Raw genomic sequence first — 22,000 nt, 5'->3', positions numbered from 1 at the left:
AGGGTCACTTCAGTCCGGACGTGGACATCCCGGAGACGAAGCCGCGCTGGGCGACGAGGAAGATCAGCAGGATCGGGACGACGTACATCACGGAGGCCGCGGCCTGGAGCTCGGGGACGGGCGTGCCGGCCTCGCTGACGTAGGTGGTCATCACGGCGACGGCGAGCGTGGTGCGGTCGGTGGACAGCAGCAGCTGCGGGGCGATGTAGTCGCCCCAGGTCCAGGTGAAGGCGATGATGAAGCTCGCGGACAGCACGGGCCAGGACTGCGGCAGGAAGATCCGCCAGAAGATCGACGCGTATCCGCAGCCGTCCACGATCGCGGCCTCCTCCAGCTCACGCGGCATGCCCGCGAAGAACTGCCGGAAGAGGAAGACCAGATACGGCGCCGCGGACAGACCCCACAGCACCCACGGCCAGTACGTGTCGACCATGCCGACCTTGGCGAAGATCAGGTAGGTCGGCAGCAGCGTGACCATCTGGGGCAGCATCATCGAGCCGAGCAGGACGCCGAACAGCACCTTCTTGCCGGGCGCGTCGAGCCGGGCGAAACCGAAGCCGACCCAGGCCGAGCTGAGCGTGACGAGCGTGGCGTAGATGAGGGCGATGACCAGGGAGTTGCGGGCGTAGCCGAGGAAGTCGATCTGGTTGAAGGCGTCGGCGAAGTTGTGCCACTGGAAGGCCTCGGGCAGCCAGTGCACGGGCGAGGCGGCCAGTTCGCCCTGGGTCTTCAGGCCGGAGAGGATCAGCCAGCCGAAGGGGCCGAGGAACAGCCCGGTGACGGAGACGAGGATCGTGTAGAGGACGAGGCGCTTGGCGCGCACCCGCACGCGTACGTCGGTCGTCGACGACTTGGGCGGCAGAATCGGTGACTTGGGCGGCAGGCTGGTGGCGGTCACTTCTTCGCCTCCGGGTCGACGTTGTAGAACACCGCGCCGGACGTGAGCTTGAAGAGCAGTCCGGTCACGACGAGGATCAGGACGAAGAGCACCCACAGCAGTGCGGAGGCGTAGCCGTAGCGGCCGAGCGCGAAGTACTGCGCGAAGACGTGCATCATGTAGAGGTAGTTGGACTGCGGGACCGTGGTGATGCCGCTCGTGTCGCCGAGCGGGGCCAGCAGCAGCGGCATGATGGTCTGCACCGAGGCGATCATCCCGGTCACCGTCTGGAAGAGCAGGACGGGCGACAGCAGCGGTACGGTGATGCTGCGGAAGGTGCGCCAGGGGCTCGCCCCGTCGATGCGGGCGGCCTCGTGGAGTTCGCGGGGTACGTCCTGGAGTCCGGCCAGCGAGATGATCATGACGTTTCCGGCGGCCCAGAGGACCGTCATCAGCAGCACGTAGCGGGCGTAGGGGTCGGCGAGCCAGCCGATGGCGTCGAAGCCGAAGATGGTCAGGACGCCGTTGGTGGCACCGGAGTTCTGGTCGAAGAGCAGCTTGAAGGCGAGGCCCGCGCCCACCGGCGGCACCACAGCGGGCAGATACAGCAGCGTGCGGAACAGGCCGCGCGCCTTGATCGGCTGGTTGACCAGGACGGCGAGGCCGAGCCCCGCGATGATCGACAGCGGCACCGAGGTCACCGCGAACAGGCCTGCGCGGCCGAGCGCGTCCCAGGTCACCGGATCGTTCAGCAGCTCGCGGTAGTTGCCGAGCCCGACGTACTTCCAGTTGGGCGAGATGCCGTCGAACGTGGTGAAGCTCAGCCACAGCGCGTACACCATCGGCGTGATGGTCAGCAGTACGAAGCCGATGATCCAGGGCGAGGTGAACATGTAGAAGGCGCGGTGCCTGCGCGCGGTCATCGTGATCCGCGGCCCGTCGGCGGCCGCCGCACGCCCGGCGCTCGCGGTGGCATCGGGCCGGTCCGCGACGGAGGAGATCTGGTCGACCGTCATCCCACTTGCTCCTTACCGCGCTTCAGCTGCTCGTTGATGGCCGAGTTCAGGCGCCCGGCGAGGGTGTCGACGGAGATCTGGCCGTTCATCGCGGCGGGGGCGATCTGGTTGAAGAGGGCGTCGAGCGCGTCCGCCCTGGTGTAGGGGGTGAAGGAGACCACCGAGAAATGCTTCAGCTCGTTCTCCTGCACCTGAAGCACCCGCTTCTGGTAGTCCTCCTGGGCCGGCATCAGCGAGCGCATCGACTTCAGGGTCGGGATGCCCCAGCCGCCGGAGGCGCGCGCCTTGGCCGGCTCCTCGCCGAAGAACCACTCGAAGACGCGCCAGGCGGCGTCCTTGTTCTTCGCCCCGCGCGGCATCCACAGGCCGGTGCCGCCCTGACAGGCGCTGATCCGCTCGCCGCCCTCGAAGACCGGGGCGGGCGCCAGGCGGGACACCTCCGCCAGCTTCTTGTCGGTGCCGATCATGCCGCCCAGCCAGTAGCCGTTGTTCGCCATGGCCAGCCGTCCGGCCTGGTAGGTGGGCCCGTCCCAGCCGTTGGGGTCGGGCTGGATGAGGCTCGGCCCGACCTTGGTCTTGCAGTAGTCGATGAACCAGGCCAGGGCCTTGCGGGCCTCGGGAGTGGTGAAGTCGACCCGGGAGAAGTCGTCGTTGAAGAGGCTGCCGCCGGCGGACGCCGTCATGGTTGTCAGGAGCGTCGACCGGGTCAGGCCCTGGTAGCTGCCGCCGAAGACGGTGGTCTGGCCGCTCTTGCGCTGCACGAGCCGCTTGGCGGTGTCGATCCACTCCTCGTACGTGACCGGCTCGGTCTCCGGCGGGTGGTCGACACCGCCCTTGTCGAAGGCCGCGGTGTTGTACCAGTACATGGAGTCCTGGGAGAAGTCCTTCGCCATGCCGTAGCGCGGGCCCTTGCCCTGGACTCGGCCGTCGTAGCGCCACAGGTCGTTGACGGGGTCCAGGTCGGCCGACTTGAGGACGCCGCTCCGGGCGAAGTAGGGGTCCAGCTCCTCGGCCACGTTCCGCGCCGCGAAGAACGGGGAGTCCACGGCGCCGACGCCGCGCACCAGGTCGGGCGGGTTGCCGCTGGTGAGCATCGCGATCAGCTTGGTGATGTCGTACTTGATCAGGACGATCTTGATGCCGAGGTCCTTCTTGGCCTGTTGCACCTGCTCCGGGAGGATGTCCCCGGAGTTGACCATCACGGTGACGGTCTCGCCCGCCCCGCTGACCCCGGTGGACACCTGGAGGGCGCAGCCGCTCAGTGCCGCCGCGCCGGCCGTGGCGCCTCCTGCGGACAGGGCGAGGAATCGGCGGCGGCTCAGGGAGGCACCGGCACGTGGGTGCATGAACGCACCACCTCTCACGTTGTTCGGCATGTCGACCATGGCTCGGAAGGTCGGCCGCGGGTCTGGTTCTGGGTTTTGGTCAGACAACCGGTTGTCGAGCAATGGGGCAGAGCTTCTTCCTGTCCGGAAACCGCGTCAAGACTCTGGGCGAACTTTCGAAAAGACTGGGTAACCTCGACGACATGAGCCCTGCACCGCCGTTCGCCAGATCGCCGGAGGGTGCGCGCAGGTCGGCTTGATCACCACCTCTCCATGAGGGATCTGGAAACCGGTTGCCAGGAGTGAGCCATACCCGTAGAAAATGGAGTAACCGATTTCGGGACGGGGCAGGGGGCGGGGGTCCCGGATACGGCCGGGCGCCGATGGCCCCGCGTGGCGGACTGCCGCGATCCTGCCGCCTCACCGTGCCCGGCATGCATCTACGCGGCAGAAACGACTCCGGAGGAACCCGCACCCCTCCGCTCCGTCCAACCGATTGACCCGCCGTTCTCAGCAGATCTACCGTAGAAGGCGGTTTCTGAAAATGTTTCCACCAGCGTGTCAGGAGAGTCATGCCCAGCCCGCACCCGCCGAGGGCCGTGTTCGCGATGGATCCGGTGCACCTCCCCCTGCTCTTCCCTCCGCCGCTGATGGCCCGGCTGAAGCAGGCGTCCGACATCGACCCCGCCCTCGTCGTGCAGGACCTCACCGACCCGAGGACGGCCGACGCCCTCGCCCGGGCCGAGGTTCTGATCACCGGCTGGGGCTGCCCTCACCTGGACGCCGACGCCCTCGTGGCCGCACCCGAGCTGCGCACCGTCCTGCACGCCGCGGGCTCGGTCCGTTCGCTGGTCGGTGACGCCCTGTGGAAGCACGGCGTCACCGTCTCCAGCGCGGTGACCGGCAACGCGCTGCCGGTCGCGGAGTACACGCTCGCCATGATCCTGCTCGCCGGGAAGGACACCTTCGCGCACCGCGAGCGCTTCCGCACCACGCACACCTACCCGACCAACGAGGAGACCGCCTCCACCGGCAACGTCGGCCGCCGGATCGGCGTCATCGGCGCCTCACGCGTGGGCAGACGGCTGCTGGAGTTGCTGCGGCCGTTCGACTTCACCCTGCTGCTGCACGACCCGTACGTCAGCCCCGCCGAGGCCGCCGAACTCGGGGCCGAGCTGCTGTCGTTGGAGGACCTCCTGCGGCACAGCGACATCGTCAGCCTGCACGCCCCCGACATCCCCGAGACCTACCGGATGCTCGACGGCGACCGGCTCGCCCTCATCCGGGACGGCGGCGTGCTGATCAACACCTCGCGCGGCGCCCTGGTCGACCCCGAGGCGCTCACCGACGAGCTGGTCTCCGGCCGACTGCACGCCATCCTCGACGTCACGGAACCTGAGCCGCTGCCCGCCGCATCCCCGCTGTACCGACTGCCCAACGTGTTCCTCACGCCGCACATCGCCGGGTCGCTCGGGAACGAGCTGGAGCGGCTGGGGCGGATTGTGGTGGAGGAGCTGGAGCGGGTGGTGGCGGGGGATGCGTTGGTGCATGAGGTGCGGGTGGGGGATTTGGGGCGGGTGGCTTGAGAGGGGTGCGCCTCTCCAGGTGTGCCTGGGGCGCTTTGGGCCGGGCACCTCAGAGCCTTGTAGGCGGCGCATTGGCAGCGGGGGCCCTGCAGGCGGCGGTGCGTTGACGGTGGGGAGCCTTGCGGGCGACGGTGCGTTGGCGCCGAGAAGCCTTGCAGGCGGCGTGCCGAATGTCTGGCTCGGTCGCCTCCGGGGGCGCTGAATGCCGGTGTCGAGAGACCGACCGTGCTCGGCGCTGCGCGCTTCCGGGCGCTTGTTCTCTCGACACTGGCGCGCCCCCTACGGCTCCCTCGCGGCCGGCGCGTCGGACCAGTGGGGGTTGGTGGGCCCTTGCCCGGCGTTGTCGCACGCTCACTGGGCCGGAGTAACAATGGGATACGGTTTCCGCACCGGCGTTGGGGAGGAGCCTAGACGTGGGTGTGGTGGGGCCGCAGACGGTGAAGGAGCCGCAAGGGTGAGTCAGCGCAAGGCGTCTGCCGACGTCGGTCGGGCCACCATCCGGGACGTGGCGGAGCGGGCGGGTGTCTCCGTCGCCAGCGTGTCGCGCGTCCTGTCCGGCAACTACCCGGTGTCGGAGGATCTGCGCCGCCGTGTGATGAAGGTCGTCCGGGATCTGGACTACGTGACCAACGCCCACGCGCGTTCGCTGGCCGGCGGCGGTACGCCCACGGTGGCCATCCTGATCGACAACATCACCGGCGCCGCGTTCGCCCACGTGGCCAAGGGAGTTGAGGGCGCCGCCACCCTGCGCGGCTGGCTCTCCCTGGTCGGCACCACCGGGAACGACCCCGAGCGGGAACTTGCCCTGGTCAACCTCATGCGCCAGCAGGGCGTCGCCGCGGTGGTGCTGCTCGGCGGTGCCTACGACCACGACGAGTACCAGCTGCGCATGGCCCGTTTCGCCCGCTCCCTCGACGCGGCCGGCTCCCACCTCGTCCTGGTCGGCCGACCGTCCCTGGAGGGCGACGTGCCGGCGACAACGGTCGACTACGACAACGAGGGCGGCGCCTACGCGATGGCGAGCCATCTGCTGTCGGCCGGTCACCGCAAGGTCCTCGTCCTGCCCGGCCACGCCGAACTCAGCACCGCCCGGGGACGGTTGAAGGGCGCCCAGCGCGCCTTCGAGGCGTACGGCGTGCCCTTCGACCCGGGCATGGTGCGGCACGGCCCGTACGACTACCAGCACGGGTACGGGGCCGTGGAGGAAAGCCTGCGGGAAGGGCTGGACTTCACGGCCGTGCTCGCCGGGACCGATGTGGTCGCCGCGGGCGCCATGCAGGCCCTGCGCGCGGCCGGGCTCAGGGTCCCCGAGGACGTGTCGATCGTCGGGTACGACGACATCCCGCTCGCCTCCCAGCTCACGCCCCAACTGACCACCGTGCACGTGCCGTACGAGGAGATGGGCCGCGTCGCGCTACGGGCGGTGGCCGATCGGCGCGAGGGCAACGCGAGCCGCGGCAAGGGCAGCGACGGCGACCATCTGGTGCTGGGCACGCATGTCGTCGTACGCAACTCCGTGCAGCCGCCTGTCCGGCGCGACTGACGGATCGGCTGACGGATCGACGACCGGTGCACGTCCGTCGGAAACAACGAAGCGGACGTTACGTAAGCGTTTTCCGAAGGCTTTGCCGGGTCGGGTTCGGGGCTTCGAAGTCGCTCTCAACCGCCGTCCCGGGCCGGGCCGTGGCCCCTTTGAGCTGGGCACATGTCCTCTTGTCCACGATCGCCCGGTGCGCGTCCGCGCATAACTTCCCGGACCAACCGGCGTAACAAAATTGCCGCACCCCTCTTGCTATGTGCCGAGGCGTCGGCCTACCGTCCCTGCAAACGCTTACTACAGCTTCCGCTTGGCCGACCCCCCGCAACCGCGAGCCGCCGGTTTCCGGCCGCCGTTCCTGGCCAGCCCCACCGAGCCGCCGCCGTTCTGCAAGAACGCCCTCATCCGAAGGATCACGGTCAGATGAACTTCACCATCCCCCGGAGAAGGTTCGCCTCCGCCGCCGTCGCGGGAATCGCCCTCACAGGTCTGCTCTCCGCCTGCGGCGGGTCCGGCTCCGGGGAGGACTCCTCGGGCTCCTCCGGTCCGGTCACCCTCGACTTCTGGGGCTGGGCCAACGGCCAGGAGGCCGTCGTCAAGGCGTTCAACGCCAGTCACAAGGACGTCCAGCTCAAGTACACCAAGGTCACCGACCAGCTGACCATGCAGAAGCAGCTGACCAACGCGGTCAAGGCGGGCAACGCGCCCTGCCTGGTGCAGAACACCGGCGAGTACGTGACGAGCTGGGTGTCCCAGGGCGCGCTCGCCGACATCACGGAGTACGTCGAGGGCGAGAAGGACAAGTTCAACCCCGGCTCCTGGACGACCGCGCAGGTGCAGGGCAAGTTCTACGGCGTCCCCACCAGCTCCTCGCCGAACTTCACGATCTACCGCACCGACCTCTTCGAGAAGTACGGCATCGAGCCGCCGGCGACCTGGGACGACTTCATCGCCGCGGGCAAGGAACTGAAGAAGCAGAACGTCAAGATCACCAACTACGCCGGTGAGGACCCGAGCACCCTGGAGGTGCTGGCCATGCAGGCCGGGGCGCACTGGTACTCGATCGACGGCGACGCCTGGAAGGTGGACTTCCAGGACGAGGGCACGCTCAAGGCCGCCAAGGTGATCCAGGAGGTCATCGACAACGACCTCAACTCCAAGCTGTCCTTCGCCGACTACGCGGCCGTGCAGCGCAATTACGACAACGGCGGCACCGCAACCCGGCAGATCTCCACCTGGCAGATGGCCGGCATGGTGCAGAACTTCACCAAGTCGTTCGGCGACTGGGCGCTCTCGCCGTGGCCGACGTTCAAGGGCGAGGCGGCCAAGACCCCGGCGGGCACCAACCTGACCGGCAGCGTGACGCTGGTGACCGAGGACTGCAAGAGCCGGCAGCAGGCCGCGGAGGCGGCTCTGTGGATGTCCACCGACACCACCGCGGTCAAGACGATGGCGAGCCCGGAGACCGGCAACGGCGTGATGCCGGCCCTGGCCGACAGTGACACGTACATCCCCGAGGCGATCTCCGAGAAGCTGCTCGGCAAGAACTACGAGCCCGCGCAGACGGTCGTCAAGGACAGCCTGGGCACCGTCACGACCGACTGGACCTTCGGCCCGAACTGGACCGCGATGTTCACGGAGATGCAGGCCGGCTGGGCCAAGGTCGTCAGCAAGGAGCAGAAGGTCACCGACCTGCTCGCGCACATGCAGGAGTGGACGGTCAACGATCTGAAGTCCCGCGGTATCAGCGTCAAGGGCTGAGGCACTTCCACATGATTCGCTCCCAGCGCTGGAAGGGTGCCGCGTTCACGGTGCCCTTCCAGCTCGGCTTCGTCTTCCTGTACCTGCTCCCCATCGGTTACGCCGTCTACCAGTCGCTCTATCGCGAGCAGCAGTCCGGGCTCGGGCTCGGCGGCGCCACCGAGGAGTTCGCCGGCTTCGACAACTACCGGCAGGGTCTGACCGACTCGGCGTTCATGGGATCCGTGCTGCGGGTGGTGCTGTTCGCCTGCATCCAGATCCCGGTGATGCTGCTGATCAGCCTGGCGCTGGCGCTGCTCCTGGACGCGGTCACCTCGAAGGTGGCCGGCCGGTTCCGGATTCTGCTGCTCGTGCCGTACATGATCCCCGGCGTGGTCGCGGCCATCGTCTGGATCAACCTCTACAGCCCCGAGGTCGGTCCGCTGACCCCGCTCGGCGAACTCTTCGGCTTCGACTGGAACTTCTTCGCCCCGTCGATGGTCTGGCCGGCCATCGGCAACCTGCTGACCTGGCACGGCATCGGCTACAACATGGTGATCATCTACTCGGCGCTCCAGGGCGTACCCCGTGAGCTGTTCGAGGCGGCGCGGCTCGACGGTGCCTCCGAGTGGCGGATCGCGCGCAGCATCAAGATCCCGTTCGTGCGGGGCGCGCTGGTCCTGACCGGCATGCTGTCGATCATCCAGATGCTGCAGATCTTCAACGAGCCCGCGCTGTTCCGGAACGTCACCCCGCAGACGGTCAGCGACACCTTCACCCCGATCATGATCATCTACAACCAGGCGTTCAACGCCGGCAACTACCACTACGCCGCGACGCTGTCGGTGCTGCTCGCCCTGATCCTCGGTGTCGCCTCCTTCCTCTTCTACAAGCTGACTTCGAGGGAGGTGGACTGATGGTGCTGACGGACAAGACCACGAAGGAGTCGGCGGCCCGTCCCGTCCGACGCCTTACCCGCCCGGACCCCGCTGCCCGCACCCGCGGCGGCCAGCGCTTCCTGCTCGTCGGCCTGATCCTGGCCAGCATGTACAGCCTGTTCCCGGTGTGGTGGCTGATCGTCGCCTCGACGAAGGACCGCACGGGCCTGTACCAGTCGAACGGCCTGTGGTTCTCGGGCTGGCACCTGTGGGACAACCTGGAGCAGCTGTTCACCTACGAGGACGGCATCTTCCTGCGCTGGACGGCCAACTCGTTCCTGTACGCGGGCCTCGGCTCACTCGGCGGCACGCTGCTCGCCCTGGCGACGGGCTACGGTCTGGCCCGCTTCGAGTTCCCCGGGCGCAATCTGGTGTTCGCGGCGGTGGTCGGCTCGTTCCTGATCCCGATCGCCCTGCTCACCCTGCCGCTGTATCTGCTGTTCTCGGAGATCGGGCTGGTCGACACGCCCTGGGCGATGCTGATCCCCTGCCTGATCAACCCCTTCAGCGTCTACCTGGCCAAGGTGTACACCGAAGCGACCATCCCCTACGAACTCCTCGAAGCCGCCCGCATCGACGGCGCCGGCGAGCTGCGGATCTTCTTCAGCATCGTGCTGCGCATGATGACGACGGGCGGGGTCACGGTGTTCCTGCTCGCCTTCGTGAACACCTGGAACGCCTTCTTCCTCCCTCTCACCGTGCTGCGCGGCGAGGAGAACTGGACCCTCAACCTGGGCCTGTACAACTGGTCCGGGAAACGCCTGGAGTCCGGCGTCGACCTGACCAGCCTGGTGCTGACCGGCGCGCTGCTGTCCATCGTCCCGATGGCGATCATGATGGTCGCGATGCGCCGCTACTGGCGGACCGGCGTCACCTTGGGAGCCCTCAAGTGACCCTGCTGCACAACCCGGTGATCCGCGGTTTCGCTCCCGACCCGTCACTTGTGCGCGTCGGTGACTGGTACTACGTGGCCACCAGTTCCTTCGAATGGTTCCCGACCATCCCCCTCCACCGCTCCCGGGACCTGGCGCACTGGCAGTACGCGGGCCATGTCCGGGGCGCGGTCCCCGGCGACTCCCTGGCCGGGGTGCCCGACTCGGGCGGCGTCTGGGCGCCGTCCCTGAGCTGGGACGGGGAGCGGTTCTGGATGACGTATGCGATCGTCCGGTCGGTCGGGACGCCGTACTTCGACCTGGACACCTACATCACCACGGCCGCGGAGATCGGCGGCGAGTGGACGGCTCCGCGCCGGGTGGCGAGCCATGGTTTCGATCCGGCGCTCTTCCATGACGAGGGGCGGCTGTGGCTGCTCAACCTGCAGAGTGACCATCGCCCCGGCGGCAGGCGTTTCGCGGGCATCGTCCTGACCGAGCTGGACCGGGACACCCTGGCGCCCGTCGGGGGCACGTATCTGCTGCTTCAGCACGAACGGCTGGTCGAGGGGCCGAAGTTGCTCAGGCGCGACGGCTGGTACTACCTCGTGCTCGCCGAGGGTGGCACCGGGTTCGAGCACGGGGTGCTGGTGGCGCGCAGCCGTTCCGTGACCGGACCGTACGAGGTCGACGACCGGCCGCTGCTGACGTCACGGGACGATCCGTCGCTGCCGTTGCAGAAGGCCGGACACGGCGAACTGGTTCAAACGCCGGGCGGAGACTGGGTGTTGAGCCATCTCGCCGCCCGTCCGCTGCGGACGCCGGACGGCCTGCGCTGTCCCCTCGGCCGCGAGACGGCGATCCAGCCGGTGACGTGGGACGCGAAGGGTGCGAAGGGCTGGCCGAGGCTGCGGCACGGGGGTCATCATCCGGCGGTCGAGGTCGACGTACCGACAGACCTGAATGAGCCTGAATCCTCCGTACCCGCACAGCCGGTCGATCCCCAAACCGACGCTGTCGACGAGCCGTTGGGCTGGCCCTGGAACTCTCCTCGTGGATACCCCGATCCGTCCTGGGCCGACACCGCCGTACGCCCCGGCTGGATCCGGCTGCGCGGACGGCACGGTCCCGAGTCGCGGTGGGCGCACAGCCTGCTGGCGCAGCGCATCACCGAGCACCGCGCGGAGGCCGAAGTCACGCTCGAAGCACGGCCGTCCAGCTTCACGCAGGGCGCCGGGCTGGTGCTCTGGTACGACGCCGAGGCCTATGTCGCCCTCGACCTGACGTGGGCGGAACCGGAGGGTGAGGGGCAGCACGGCCAGCAGTGGCGGAACGCGGGCCGGACCGTACTGCGTCTGGTGGAGCGGGACGAGGAGGGGACCGAGCAGAAAGCCGTTGCCGACGCGACGACGCCCGTCACCCTGGGAGTGACCGTCGAGGGAGCCGAGGCCCGCTTCTGGTACGCACGCGAGGGTGACGGCAATCCGACGCGGGACGGTGACCGTATTCCGATCGGTTCGCCGCTGGACGTCGGCAAGCTCTCCGACGACCACGGTACGCGGCTGCGTTTCACCGGCGTGATGGCCGGGATCCACGCGTGGGACCTCGTCGACGCGGAGTTCACCGCCGACTTCACGGGATTCCGACTGGCCTGCGCGCCCCACCGACCGGCCGGCCCGCCCGACTGACCGCCGCCCTCCGTTCGAAGTTTCGAAAGCCCATGCCCTCGGATCCCGCCGAACTCCGACCTCTTCCCGCCGAACTGTGGCGAACCTAGGGTAGGAAGCGCTTACTGTTTCGCGCTGACTGTTTTCTGCGCTGGCCGAAACTTTCATGGCCCTCGGGCGGGCCGGAGAGGTGGATCCCGATGGGCCGTACAGGGAGTGCGAGCGTGGCGGCCGGGCCGACGCTGGCCGTCGTCGCCCGGGAGGCGGGCGTGTCCGTGCCGACCGCTTCCAAGGTCGTCAACGGGCGGGAGGACGTGGCACCCGAGACCCGCCGCCGGGTCACCGAGGCGCTGGACCGGCTCGGTTATGTGCGCAGACCGAGGTTCGACACGGCGAGGGTGTCCGGGATGGTCGACCTGGTGCTGCACTCGCTGGAGAGTTCCTGGTCGGGTGCGGTGCTGCACGGGGTGGAGGCGGCGGCCCACGACGCCGGTCTGGAGGTGGTCGTGTCGGCCGGTCCGAACCGGACGCGGGGCGGCCGTCCGGAGCGCGGCTGGCTGGACAAGCTCACCGCACGGGGTTCGTCGGGCGTGCTGTTCAACCTGGCCGAGCTGACGCCGTCCCAGCACGCGTGGCTGGACCAGCACCGCATCCCGTATGTGCTGATCGACCCGGTCCTCGATCCGCCGCCAGGCGTGGTGTCGGTGGGCGCGGCGAACTGGCACGGCGGGGTGACGGCGACCGAGCATCTGCTGTCTCTGGGCCACGAGCGCATCGCCGTGGTCGCCGGCAGCCGGCACACGATGTGCAGCAGCGCGCGGATCGCCGGCTATCGCTCGGCGCTCGTGACGGCGGGGATACGGCAGCGGCCCGAGTACGTCCGGCACGCCGGCTTCGACCAGAGCGCCGCCCGCCGCCGCACGCTGGAACTCCTCGACCTGCCCGAGCCGCCCACCGCGGTCTTCGTGTGCTCGGACCGGATGGCCCTGGGCGTCTACGAGGCCCTGGCCGAGCGGGGGTTGAAGGTGCCGTACGACCTGAGCGTCGTCGGTTTCGACGACCTGCCCGAGGCCCGCTGGACCACGCCGGCCCTCACCACGGTTCGCCAGCCGCTGTCGGAGATGGCGGCGACCGCCCTGCGGCTACTGGTCCGCATGATGGAGGGCGACCAGCCGGAGAGCACCCGCACCGAGTTGTCCACGCGGCTGGTGCAGCGGGCGAGCACGGCCCCCGTCCGGTGAGCGCGGTTCGCCCTCCTCAAGTCGGCCAACCATCACGGCTGTTGCATCGGAACGGCTCCTGCGCACACTCGCCGACCGCGACAAATGCGTGGATGACAGATGACTGGCAGCAACGAATCGACGCCCTCCAGGAGGAGCTGGTCCGTCGTGACGATCCCGCCGCCTGGGTGCGGGAGGCCGACGCGATGGAGGCCACTGTGCGGTATCCCCGCATCGCCCTGCGCGGACCGGTGTTCGGGATCGCGGCACAGGACCCGGCCGTGGGGCTCCGGTGGCGGGTGGTGAAGCCCGTGGTGGACGGGATGCCGCAGGTGGCGCGGGACGGGCTGCAGTCGCATCTGTTCTTCACCGCGAAGGACGACACCGACGATCCTGCCGTACGGCGTGAACTGCTGGCGGCGGTGGAGGTGTTGGAGCGGGAGCCGGCGGACGAGGTGACGGCCTGCGGGGTGCGGTACCGGGCGGTGCGCGGGGACGAGTTCGCGCGGATGGGGGACGACGGTCTGGAGCCGCCCCGGCCCACCGACCGGGAGCCGGTGGAGCGGTCCTGGGATCGGCCGACCCGCCACTCGCCCCTGGACGTGGAGTTCGTACTCGATCCCGAGCACCTGGACGGGCCGTCCGCGGGCGCGCTGACGCTGGGGCTGCGGGACTTCGCGGGACGTCGACGAGTACGGCCCGATGAAGATGCACCCGACGATGGATCCTGCGGACGGCAGCCTCAGCCATGAGTGACCTGCGCGATGCCGCTCCGCGGGGAGCGCGCGATGTGTCGTCGATCGTCTGCGGCGCCGTCGTAGCTGGTCGCGCAGTTCCCCGCGCCCCTTCGGGGCGCTGCCGAACCGGCCGTCCTGCCTTAGTCTCGGCGCGATGAACACCATTCCCGCACGGTTGGACCACCTCGTCCTCGCGACGCCCGATCTGGTGGTGACGGTCGCCGAGTTCGCCCGGCGCACCGGTGTGGCTCCCGCCGCCGGCGGTGCCCATGTCGGGCTCGGCACTCGGAACCATCTGGTGGCGCTGGGCGGCAGGGCCTATCTGGAGATCGTCGGCCCCGACCCGGAGCAGGCCGGGCACGCGGGGCCGCGCCCGTTCGGCGTGGATGTGCTGTCCGTCCCGCGCACGGTGACGTGGGCGATCAGCCCGCCCGACCTGGACGCCGCGGTCGCCGCGGCTCGCGCGCAGGGTTACGACCCCGGTCCCGTACGGCCGATGAGCCGCCGCAGACCCGACGGCACCCTGCTGCGGTGGCGGCTGACCGACGGGGACGGTGCGCACCCCTCCGGTGTGGTGCCGTTCCTCATCGACTGGGGCGACTCGGTGCATCCGTCCGCGACGGGCCTGCCGGTCACACCGCTGCTCGCCCTCTCGGCATCGGTCCCCGACCCCGACGAGATCCGTCCGCTGTTGTCCGCCGTGGGTGCGGAGATCCCTCTCACAGTGGGTTCAGCAAGGATTTCCTTCACCGTGGACACACCGCGTGGGCCGGTGACCTTCGACTGACCGCGGCCATGTCCTGTCCGATGTCCTGTCCGATTCCTTCAAGACCCACCGCCGCGGCGCTGCCTACGGTGGCCGCATGACTCCACGATTCGATGCGATCGGCCTGATCGTCGCCGACATGGCCGCCTCTGTCGCCTTCTACCGCCGAGTCGGCTTCGCCTTCCCCGAGGGCGCCGAGAACGAACCGCACGCCGAGGCCCAACTGCCCGGCGGACTGCGGCTGATGCTGGACACCGAGGAGATGATCCGGTCCTTCGTCGCCGGGTGGCAGCCGCCGGCCGGTGGCGGCCGCCATTCGCTGGCACTGCTCTGCGACAGCCCGAGTGAGGTGGACCGGGTGTACGAGGACCTGGTCGGCGCCGGTTACCAGGGCGGACACAAGCCGTGGGACGCCGAATGGGGGCAGCGGTACGCGGTGGTGCACGACCCGGACGGACACGGGGTCGACCTGTTCGCCCCGCTATCGTCCCAGTAGCTCCGTGAGCGGCATGCCCGCCAACTCCCGTACGTCCCGGGCGAGATGTGCCTGGTCGGCGAAGCCCGCCCGGACCGCTGTCTCGGCGAGGGGCAGGCCGTCGCGGGCCAGCGCCAGGGCGCGCTGCAGGCGCAGGACCCGGGCCAGCGTCTTGGGGCCGTAGCCGAAGGCGGTCAGACAGCGGCGGTGCAACTGGCGGGCGCCGAGCCCGAGTTCGTCCGCGGTGGCGGCGACCGGACGGCCCGTGTCGAGCGCCGTGACGACGCGCAGCAGCAGCGGGTCGGGCGGCTCGGTGTCGGCGGCCCGCTGCAACGCCACGTCCTCCAGCCCCTTCATGGGGTCCGGGGCCGCGTCGATACGGCCGCGCAGGCGCCGTACTTCCGTGGCGGGCCACAGGTCGGTCAACTCGACGCGCCGGTCGCGCAGTTCGTGTGCGGGCACGCCGAGGAACGCGGGCGCGGTGCCGGGATAGAAGCGGACGCCCGCCCACTGCCGCGGGCCGCCCTCGGGAACGTACGCCTGGGTGTCGGGTCCCGCGACGAGCAGCCGGCCGTCGTTCCACAGCAGGTCCATGCAGCCGTCAGGCAGCACAGGCCGGACGACGGAGTCCTCGATGGTGCGGCGCCAGACGACCGCGCCCGGCAGCCTGGACGCCCGCTCGGTGTACACGTACGAAAGGCTACGACGCCACCCGCGGCAAGGCACGCGCGTCGTCCTACCCCACCCGCGTCCGGTGCTCCTGCGGACTGATGCCGTACACCCTCTTGAAGGCGCTGGACAGGGCGAACGCGCTGCCGTAGCCGACGTGGCGGGCAATGGCGGCGATGGTGTCGTCGGTGGTGTGGAGGCGGTCGGCGGCGAGGGCGAGGCGCCAGCCGGTGAGGTAGGACATCGGGGGCTCGCCCACGAGGTCGGTGAAGCGGCGGGCGAGGGCGGCCCGGGAGACGCCGGCCTTGGCGGCGAGGGAGGCGACCGTCCAGGGGTGGGCCGGGTCGTCCTGGACGAGACGCAGGACGCGGCCGACGACGGGGTCGGCCAGGGCCCGGTACCAGGCGGGGGCCTCCGCGTCGGGGCGGGCGAACCAGGCCCGCAGCGCGGCGATGACCAGCAGGTCGAGAAGCCGGTCCAGGACGACTTCCTGGCCGGGTTCGTCGCGGACGATCTCCTCCATGAGCAGCGGGGTGAGCGGGCACTGCCACACGTCGGAGGTGAGGGTGATCAGCGGCGGCAGCGCGTCCAGCAGCCGGCCGCTGATCTCGCCCTGCATCGGGTAGGTGCCGATCAGCATCACCGCGGAGCCGTCGAGCCGGTCGCCCCAGGTGCGGACGCCGAGGTCCATGGAGCCGTTCAGGGAGCGGCCGTCGGGGTAGCGGCACTCCTGGCCCGGCAGGATGAGGGCCTGCGGGGCGGTGCCGGGGTCGTCGGCGCAGGTGTACGGGTCCGGGCCGCGGGCGATCGCCAGGTCGCCGGGCGTCAGCCGCAGACGCTCCCCCGTGTCCGGCAGGATCCAGGCGGCGCCGCGGACCATCAGCATCACCGTGAGCGGGGCGCGGTCCTCGATGCGAATCGCCCACGGCGGCTCGAAGCACGCACGGATCATGAAGGCGCCACGCGCGCGTGGACCCTCGAGAAGGCCTGCGAGAGCGTCCATGGGGCCAGCGTAGACGCGCTCGTATGGGAATGAGCCGTTCAGCCATGGGCTGTTGGGGCGCGCGGCCGTTGACTGGAGGCATGACGGAGAACACGCAGAACATGACGGTTGTGGTGACGGGCGCCTCCGGGCGGACCGGCAGCCGGGTCGCCGACTCCCTGCGGGGCGCCGGCCTGACCGTGCGCGCGGCCTCGCGTGCCCGCGGTTTCGACTGGGAGGACCCGACGACGTGGGCGGACACCCTGCGCGACGCCGACGCGGCGTATCTGATGTACCCGTCCGACGTCGGCTCCCCGGCGGCGGCCGAGGGCATCGGCGCGCTCGCCCGGGAGGCGGTGGGGCTCGGCGTACGGCACCTGGTGCTGCTGTCGGCGCGCGGCGAGGAGCAGGCACGGGCGGCCGAGGAGGCGCTGACGTCGTCCGGGGCGGACTGGACGATCGTGCGGTGCACGTGGTTCGCGCAGAACTTCAGCGAGGGGCTGCTCGCGGAGGGGCTGGTGCAGACGGGCGAGCTGGTGTTCCCGGCCGGTGAGGTGCCCGAGCCGTTCCTGGACGTGCGGGACATCGGGGACGTGGTCGCGGCCGTGCTGACGTCCGGGGAGCGGTATGTGGGGCGGACGCTGGAGCTGACGGGGCCGCGGCTGCTGAGCTTCCGGGAGGCGGTGGCGGAGATCGCCGCGGCCACCGGGATCGAGCTGAGGTACACGCCGGTGCCGGCGCGGGCGTACGGGGAGATCCTGACCGGCTTCGGCGTCCCGGCCGAGGAGGCGGACTTCCTGGTGGAGGTCTTCGAAGGGCTGCTGGACGGGCGCAACGCCCACGTCACGGACGGGGTGCGGCAGGTGCTGGGGCGGGAGGCGCGGGACTTCTCGGAGTTCGTACGGGAATCAGCGGCGGCCGGGGCCTGGAAACGCTGACCGGCGCCGAGCGGACCTCACTGCCCCTCCGGCGTCCCCGCTTCCTCCCCCTTCGGCACGCTCTTCGCATGGGTGCGCAGGCGTGAGGTCACGTCCTCCGGGGGGAGGAAGCGGGACCAGCGTTCGGGGAACTCGGACGGCATGTCCGGGTCGTCGGGGTCGGTGTCGCCGCGGTGGGCGGCGGCGCGGGCGACGTACTCGGCGACCTGGGCCTCGCGCATCCGCTCGTTGGCGGCGCGGGCCGCGGCGGTGGCGGCGGCCGGCCAGACCCGGTCGATGGCGGCGTTGACGGCGGCGCCGACGAGGACGGCGAAGGCGGACACACCGATCCACAGCATGACGGCCACGGCTGCGGCCAGCGAGCCGTAGATGGTGGCGCCCTCGACCGTGTTGGTCAGGTAGATCCGCAGCAGGAAGCTGCCCAGGACCCACATCCCCAGGGCCACCAGGGCACCCGGCACATCCTCGATCCACGGCGAGCGCACCGGCACGGACACGTGGTACAGCGTCGTCAGGAACGCGATGGACAGCACCATGACGACAGGCCAGTACAGCACCTGCACAAGGGTCTCCGACCACGGCAGGACGTTCAGCACCGCGTCCGGGCCCGCCACCATCAGCGGCAGCGCGACCGAGCCGATCACCAGGGCCACCAGGAAGAGCACGAAGGCGACCAGTCGTGTCTTGACGATGCCGCGGACGCCGTCGAGGCCGTACATCACGGTGATCGTGTCTATGAAAACGTTGACCGCACGCGATCCCGACCACAGCGCGAACAGGAAGCCGATGGAGATGACGTCGGGACGGCCGCCCTTCATCACGTCGTCCAGGATCGGCTGGGCGATCTGCGAGACCCCCTTGTCCGACAGGACCGTGCGGGAGGCCTCCAGGAGGTTCGTCTCCAGGCTGCTGATGGTGTCGGTGCCGGTCCAGTCGTCGACGTAGCCGAGCAGTCCGATCATGCTCAGCAGCAGCGGGGGGACGGACAGCAGCGTGAAGAACGCCGCCTCCGCCGCGAGACCCAGGATCCGGTACTCGATGCACGAGTTGACGGTGTCCTTGAGCAACAGCCAGGCGGTCCGGCGCTTGGAGACGTTCCGGTAGAGGGCACGAGCCCGGTGGAGACGGCCTGAGGAGGGCGTCTCGGGGGAATCACTTGCTGGCTGCACGAACTAAAGGTATCCGCCGCGAGAGGCTCGGCTCACCCCCTGGTGGCGCGGCCCGGTCACCGCGTCCGTCCCCTGTGGGGCGCGGCGTGCCAGTGTGGTGACCCTCGCCGTACCGAGGGGTAGGTTCGCAGACATGTCCGGCAATACCCATACCGTGACCAACCAGCCCCCTCCGCTGGTCGGATACGACGTCTACAGCTCCGACAAGGCCCTGACCGAGGCCGTCGAACGGCACCTCGACCCCGTCCTCCTCGACGAGGTCCGCGGCGAGCTGGCGGCGCTCGGCCGCACCTCCGGCTCGGCGCAGGTGCAGGAGTGGGGCGTCCAGGCGAACGAGTATCCGCCCCGGCTGCGCACCCACGATCGCTACGGCCGTCGGATCGACGAGGTCGACTTCCATCCGGCCTGGCACCGGCTGCTCGGCAAGGGCGTCTCGGCGGGCCTGACCGCGGCCTGGGGCCGGCCCGGCGGACATCTGCGGCGGGCGGCGGCGTTCCTGGTGTGGACGCAGGTCGACGCGGGCAACTGCTGCCCGCTGTCGATGACGCACGCGGCGGTGCCCGCGCTGCGCACCGACCCGGCGCTGGCCGCCGAGTGGGAGCCGCGGCTGACGTCCATGATCTACGACCGTGAGCTGCGCCCGGCCCCGTTGAAGGCCGGGGCGCTGTTCGGGATGGGCATGACGGAGAAGCAGGGCGGCAGCGACGTACGCGCGAACTCGACGTCCGCCGTGCCGCTGGCCGAGGACGGGACCTATGCGCTGACCGGGCACAAGTGGTTCTGCTCGGCACCGATGTCCGACGGGTTTCTGGTGCTGGCGCAGGCTCCGGAGGGCCTGACCTGCTTTCTCGTCCCACGTGTGCTGGAGGACGGCACCCGCAATGTGTTTCTCCTCCAGCGGCTCAAGGACAAGCTGGGCAACCGGTCGAACGCCTCCAGCGAGGTCGAGTTCGACGGGACCTGGGCACGCCGGGTCGGCGACGAGGGGCGCGGAGTGCGCACCATCATCGACATGGTGGCCGCGACCCGGCTCGACTGCGTCCTTGGCTCGGCGGGCCTGATGCGGCAGGCCGTCGCACAGGCGGTGCATCACTGCACCCACCGCGAGGCGTTCGGCGGGAAACTCCTCGACAAGCCGCTCATGCGCAACGTACTGGCCGATCTGGCACTGGAGTCGGAGGCGGCGACCACCCTCGCACTCCGGCTCGCGGCCGCCTATGACGACGGGGGCGAACAGGAGCAGGCGCTGCTGCGGTTGGCGGTGCCGGCCGCCAAGTACTGGGTGACGAAACGCTGTACGCCGGTGACGGTGGAGGCCGCCGAGTGTCTGGGCGGAAACGGTTACGTCGAGGAATCCGGCCTGCCGAGGCTGGTACGCGAGTCACCGCTCAACTCGATCTGGGAGGGCGCCGGCAACGTCCAGGCCCTCGACGTAGTGCGGGCGCTACGCCGGGAACCCCATGCCCTGAACGCCTACCTCCAGGAGGTCGGCCAGGCCCGCGGCGCCGACCACCGCCTGGACGCAGCGATCAAGGACCTCCTCACCGACCTCGCCGACATGGCCGGCATCGAAGCAAGAGCCCGCCGCCTAACCGAGCGACTCGCCCTGGTCCTCCAGGGCTCCCTACTGGTCCGCTACGCCCCACCAGAGGTCGCGGACGCCTTCTGCGCCTCACGACTGGGCACAGACGGCGGAGCAGCGTTCGGCACCCTTCCGCCCACCCTGGACCTGACGTCGGTGGTGGATCGGTCCAGGCCGCAGGCCTGACCGAAGGGGCGCGGGGAACTGCGCGACCAGCCACAACGAATCGTAAGACGCCAACGCAACAGCACACCGCAGCCCCTGTCGCGATGCGGCCCAACCGCCGGAGGCGGGGGTGGTGCTGCGCCGACACGGCACCACCCCCGCCATTGGCCCATGCGAGGCCACGAACGCCGCCCGAGAGCGACGCTGCTCAAGTTTCAGCCAGGCCGCGCGCGGACCACCAGGGTTGCAAGGGGTTGCAACTTGTTGGCGTCTGTGTGCGGAGGGTGTCCCTCCGCTCGCCGCGAACGGCACTATAAGACGAACATTCAACAAGGGACGCCGATGAACCTGACCCAACTCGCCGCCGTCGACGCGGCGCAGGCGGCGCGGGTACTCAGCGAGGTCCGGGACGCGACCCTCGCCGGACAACGCACCCGCCTGCCCCCGCGCCCGGTGATCGGGGAGTCGTGGGGACGCATGCTGCGCAGCGGTGTCGACCCCGAGCACGACTTCAGGTCCGGGCTGCTGAACACCGAGGAGATCCAGCGGCGCCGGGAGGACTCGCCGCTCAGACATGTGCTGCCGGTGCTGCGGGAAGGGCTGCTGTCGGTCGCGGACGTCGCGCACCACATCATGGTGATCGCGGACCCGGAGGGCCGGGTGCTGTGGCGCGAGGGGTGCTCGCCGGTGCTGCGCAAGGCCGACGGGCTCGGCCTGGAACTCGGTGCCGACTGGCGCGAGGACGTCGTCGGCACCAACGGCGTGGGAACACCGGCTGTGGTGCGCCGGCCCGTACAGGTCTTCGCCGCGGAGCACTTCGTACGGTCGCACGCCTCCTGGACGTGTACGGGCGCGCCGATCACCGACCCCAGGAACGGCCGTCCGATCGGTGTCGTCGACGTCAGCGGCCCCCTGGAGACCATGCACCCGGCCACGCTCGCCTGGGTCGACTCGGTGGCCAAGCTCGCCGAGGCCAAGCTCCGCGAACTGCACCTCGTGTCGCTGGAGCGGCTGCGCGCGGTCGGGGCGCCGGCGCTGGCCCGGATCACCGGCCGGGCCCTGGTGGTGGACCGGGACGGCTGGACGGCGGCGGTGACCGGGATGCCGTACACGGACCGGATCGCGCTGCCCAAGTCCCTGTCGCCGGGCCGCCGGTGGATGCCCGCGCTGGGCTTCTGCTCGGTGGAGCCGCTGGCCGAGGGCTGGCTGGTGCGGGCCGACGACGAGCCGGTGGCACACGGCGGCGCACGGATCGCGCTGGATCTGACGCAGCCGCGCCGCTGGTCGGTGACGGTGTCGGCGGCGGGCGGCGTGGGCTCCTGGACCCATGAACTGAGCCCCCGGCACGCCGAGTTGCTCTATCTGCTGGCCCTGCACCGCACCGGCCGCAGCGCGGCAGGGCTGGCCGAGGACCTGTTCGGCGATCCGGGCCGCACGGTGACGGTACGCGCCGAGATGTCGCGGGTACGCCGCTATCTCGGCGGATTCCTGGAGCACCGCCCCTACCGCTTCCGCGAGGACGCCGAAGTCGACATCGTGCTGCCGGACGACCCGGACGCGGTGCTGCCGCACTCCACGGCTCCGGCGGTGGCCAGGGGACGGAAGTAGATTCATGTGCCCTGAGGGGTACAAGAGGTGGCATCTTCCGCATAATTGCAGGGTCTTCGTCATGGACCGCCACGTACTGCCGTAGCATCCCTGTACGGGCCACACCCCACCTGCTCCTCGGTCAACGCACG

General features: G+C 70.0%; 18 protein-coding genes and 1 pseudogene. 13 read left to right on the top strand and 6 right to left on the bottom strand.

The window, feature by feature from the left end:
* Window positions 1-4 precede the first annotated feature (4 nt).
* The 3 genes from ACTWQO_RS17710 to ACTWQO_RS17700 are packed head-to-tail and all read right to left on the bottom strand — an operon-like array spanning window position 5 to window position 3,239.
* The gene (locus tag ACTWQO_RS17710) at window positions 5-898 is read right to left on the bottom strand and encodes a carbohydrate ABC transporter permease (protein ID WP_443238289.1); all 894 of its coding nucleotides are present in this window, start codon (window positions 896-898) and stop codon (window positions 5-7) included.
* The gene (locus ACTWQO_RS17705; RefSeq protein WP_443238288.1) at window positions 895-1,893 is read right to left on the bottom strand and encodes a carbohydrate ABC transporter permease; all 999 of its coding nucleotides are present in this window, start codon (window positions 1,891-1,893) and stop codon (window positions 895-897) included. Before ACTWQO_RS17705 ends, ACTWQO_RS17710 begins: the two co-directional genes overlap by 4 nt.
* Complete coding sequence (locus ACTWQO_RS17700; protein ID WP_443238287.1) at window positions 1,890-3,239, bottom strand: extracellular solute-binding protein; 1,350 nt, start codon at window positions 3,237-3,239, stop codon at window positions 1,890-1,892. Before ACTWQO_RS17700 ends, ACTWQO_RS17705 begins: the two co-directional genes overlap by 4 nt.
* Before the next feature lie 551 nt (window positions 3,240-3,790).
* Here ACTWQO_RS17700 and ACTWQO_RS17695 point away from each other — a divergent pair.
* The 10 genes and pseudogenes from ACTWQO_RS17695 to ACTWQO_RS17650 all read left to right on the top strand — a co-directional run bounded on the left by ACTWQO_RS17695 (window position 3,791) and on the right by ACTWQO_RS17650 (window position 14,777).
* The gene (locus tag ACTWQO_RS17695) at window positions 3,791-4,804 is read left to right on the top strand and encodes a hydroxyacid dehydrogenase (protein ID WP_443238286.1); all 1,014 of its coding nucleotides are present in this window, start codon (window positions 3,791-3,793) and stop codon (window positions 4,802-4,804) included.
* A gap of 454 nt (window positions 4,805-5,258) precedes the next feature.
* Window positions 5,259-6,347, top strand: coding sequence for a LacI family DNA-binding transcriptional regulator (locus ACTWQO_RS17690; RefSeq protein WP_443238285.1), 1,089 nt, complete (start codon window positions 5,259-5,261; stop codon window positions 6,345-6,347).
* 417 nt (window positions 6,348-6,764) lie between these two features.
* The gene (locus ACTWQO_RS17685) at window positions 6,765-8,102 is read left to right on the top strand and encodes an ABC transporter substrate-binding protein (protein ID WP_443238284.1); all 1,338 of its coding nucleotides are present in this window, start codon (window positions 6,765-6,767) and stop codon (window positions 8,100-8,102) included.
* Between the two features lie 11 nt (window positions 8,103-8,113).
* Window positions 8,114-8,998: a carbohydrate ABC transporter permease gene (locus ACTWQO_RS17680; RefSeq protein ID WP_443238283.1), complete on the top strand. Its 885-nt coding sequence runs from the start codon at window positions 8,114-8,116 to the stop codon at window positions 8,996-8,998.
* A complete protein-coding gene (locus ACTWQO_RS17675) occupies window positions 8,998-9,912 on the top strand; it encodes a carbohydrate ABC transporter permease (protein WP_443238282.1) in 915 nt (304 codons plus the stop codon). Before ACTWQO_RS17680 ends, ACTWQO_RS17675 begins: the two co-directional genes overlap by 1 nt.
* Window positions 9,909-11,579: a family 43 glycosylhydrolase gene (locus ACTWQO_RS17670; protein WP_443238281.1), complete on the top strand. Its 1,671-nt coding sequence runs from the start codon at window positions 9,909-9,911 to the stop codon at window positions 11,577-11,579. Before ACTWQO_RS17675 ends, ACTWQO_RS17670 begins: the two co-directional genes overlap by 4 nt.
* A 179-nt stretch (window positions 11,580-11,758) precedes the next feature.
* A complete protein-coding gene (locus ACTWQO_RS17665; RefSeq protein ID WP_443238280.1) occupies window positions 11,759-12,799 on the top strand; it encodes a LacI family DNA-binding transcriptional regulator in 1,041 nt (346 codons plus the stop codon).
* Window positions 12,800-12,891: 92 nt separating this feature from the next.
* Window positions 12,892-13,497, top strand: a pseudogene (locus tag ACTWQO_RS17660) (DUF5954 family protein); the annotation flags it as partial.
* A gap of 172 nt (window positions 13,498-13,669) precedes the next feature.
* Complete coding sequence (locus ACTWQO_RS17655; RefSeq protein ID WP_443238279.1) at window positions 13,670-14,302, top strand: VOC family protein; 633 nt, start codon at window positions 13,670-13,672, stop codon at window positions 14,300-14,302.
* Between the two features lie 76 nt (window positions 14,303-14,378).
* Window positions 14,379-14,777, top strand: coding sequence for a VOC family protein (locus ACTWQO_RS17650; protein ID WP_443238278.1), 399 nt, complete (start codon window positions 14,379-14,381; stop codon window positions 14,775-14,777).
* On the opposite strand, the gene ACTWQO_RS17645 is transcribed toward ACTWQO_RS17650, so the two are convergent.
* Together ACTWQO_RS17645 and ACTWQO_RS17640 are read right to left on the bottom strand one after the other, a co-directional pair.
* On the bottom strand, window positions 14,763-15,446 hold the full coding sequence (locus tag ACTWQO_RS17645; protein ID WP_443238277.1) for a helix-turn-helix domain-containing protein: 684 nt from the start codon (window positions 15,444-15,446) through the stop codon (window positions 14,763-14,765). The genes ACTWQO_RS17650 and ACTWQO_RS17645 overlap by 15 nt on opposite strands.
* A 46-nt stretch (window positions 15,447-15,492) precedes the next feature.
* A complete protein-coding gene (locus ACTWQO_RS17640; protein ID WP_443238276.1) occupies window positions 15,493-16,428 on the bottom strand; it encodes an AraC family transcriptional regulator in 936 nt (311 codons plus the stop codon).
* Between the two features lie 80 nt (window positions 16,429-16,508).
* On the opposite strand from ACTWQO_RS17640, the gene ACTWQO_RS17635 reads away from it, so the two are divergent.
* Complete coding sequence (locus tag ACTWQO_RS17635; protein WP_443238275.1) at window positions 16,509-17,345, top strand: NmrA family NAD(P)-binding protein; 837 nt, start codon at window positions 16,509-16,511, stop codon at window positions 17,343-17,345.
* Window positions 17,346-17,362: 17 nt separating this feature from the next.
* Here the strand turns inward: ACTWQO_RS17635 and ACTWQO_RS17630 are convergent, their stop codons facing one another.
* Window positions 17,363-18,514 (bottom strand): YihY/virulence factor BrkB family protein, encoded by a 1,152-nt coding sequence (locus ACTWQO_RS17630; protein WP_443238274.1) that lies wholly within the window; start codon window positions 18,512-18,514, stop codon window positions 17,363-17,365.
* Between the two features lie 133 nt (window positions 18,515-18,647).
* Between ACTWQO_RS17630 and ACTWQO_RS17625 the strand changes: the two genes are divergently transcribed.
* Window positions 18,648-20,282, top strand: a complete 1,635-nt coding sequence (locus ACTWQO_RS17625; RefSeq protein WP_443238273.1) for an acyl-CoA dehydrogenase family protein — start codon at window positions 18,648-18,650, stop codon at window positions 20,280-20,282.
* A 321-nt stretch (window positions 20,283-20,603) separates the two neighbouring features.
* Window positions 20,604-21,869: a GAF domain-containing protein gene (locus tag ACTWQO_RS17620; RefSeq protein ID WP_443238272.1), complete on the top strand. Its 1,266-nt coding sequence runs from the start codon at window positions 20,604-20,606 to the stop codon at window positions 21,867-21,869.
* The last annotated feature ends 131 nt before the right edge of the window (window positions 21,870-22,000 follow it).

This window comes from Streptomyces sp. 4N124, from assembly GCF_052245395.1.
Classification (GTDB): Bacteria; Actinomycetota; Actinomycetes; order Streptomycetales; family Streptomycetaceae; genus Streptomyces.
Note: the sequence above shows the minus strand (reverse complement) of the source record. Positions and strands in the feature narration are given on the sequence as shown.

Excerpts from the sequence above, each read along its gene's own strand:
- ACTWQO_RS17705 (WP_443238288.1), bottom strand. The coding sequence starts at position 1,893 with ATGACGGTCGACCAGATCTCCTCCGTCGCGGACCGGCCCGATGCCACC.
- ACTWQO_RS17700 (WP_443238287.1), bottom strand. The coding sequence starts at position 3,239 with ATGCACCCACGTGCCGGTGCCTCCCTGAGCCGCCGCCGATTCCTCGCC.
- ACTWQO_RS17695 (WP_443238286.1), top strand. The coding sequence starts at position 3,791 with ATGCCCAGCCCGCACCCGCCGAGGGCCGTGTTCGCGATGGATCCGGTG.
- ACTWQO_RS17685 (WP_443238284.1), top strand. The coding sequence starts at position 6,765 with ATGAACTTCACCATCCCCCGGAGAAGGTTCGCCTCCGCCGCCGTCGCG.
- ACTWQO_RS17680 (WP_443238283.1), top strand. The coding sequence starts at position 8,114 with ATGATTCGCTCCCAGCGCTGGAAGGGTGCCGCGTTCACGGTGCCCTTC.
- ACTWQO_RS17675 (WP_443238282.1), top strand. The coding sequence starts at position 8,998 with ATGGTGCTGACGGACAAGACCACGAAGGAGTCGGCGGCCCGTCCCGTC.
- ACTWQO_RS17665 (WP_443238280.1), top strand. The coding sequence starts at position 11,759 with ATGGGCCGTACAGGGAGTGCGAGCGTGGCGGCCGGGCCGACGCTGGCC.
- ACTWQO_RS17655 (WP_443238279.1), top strand. The coding sequence starts at position 13,670 with ATGAACACCATTCCCGCACGGTTGGACCACCTCGTCCTCGCGACGCCC.
- ACTWQO_RS17650 (WP_443238278.1), top strand. The coding sequence starts at position 14,379 with ATGACTCCACGATTCGATGCGATCGGCCTGATCGTCGCCGACATGGCC.
- ACTWQO_RS17640 (WP_443238276.1), bottom strand. The coding sequence starts at position 16,428 with ATGGACGCTCTCGCAGGCCTTCTCGAGGGTCCACGCGCGCGTGGCGCC.
- ACTWQO_RS17635 (WP_443238275.1), top strand. The coding sequence starts at position 16,509 with ATGACGGAGAACACGCAGAACATGACGGTTGTGGTGACGGGCGCCTCC.
- ACTWQO_RS17625 (WP_443238273.1), top strand. The coding sequence starts at position 18,648 with ATGTCCGGCAATACCCATACCGTGACCAACCAGCCCCCTCCGCTGGTC.
- ACTWQO_RS17620 (WP_443238272.1), top strand. The coding sequence starts at position 20,604 with ATGAACCTGACCCAACTCGCCGCCGTCGACGCGGCGCAGGCGGCGCGG.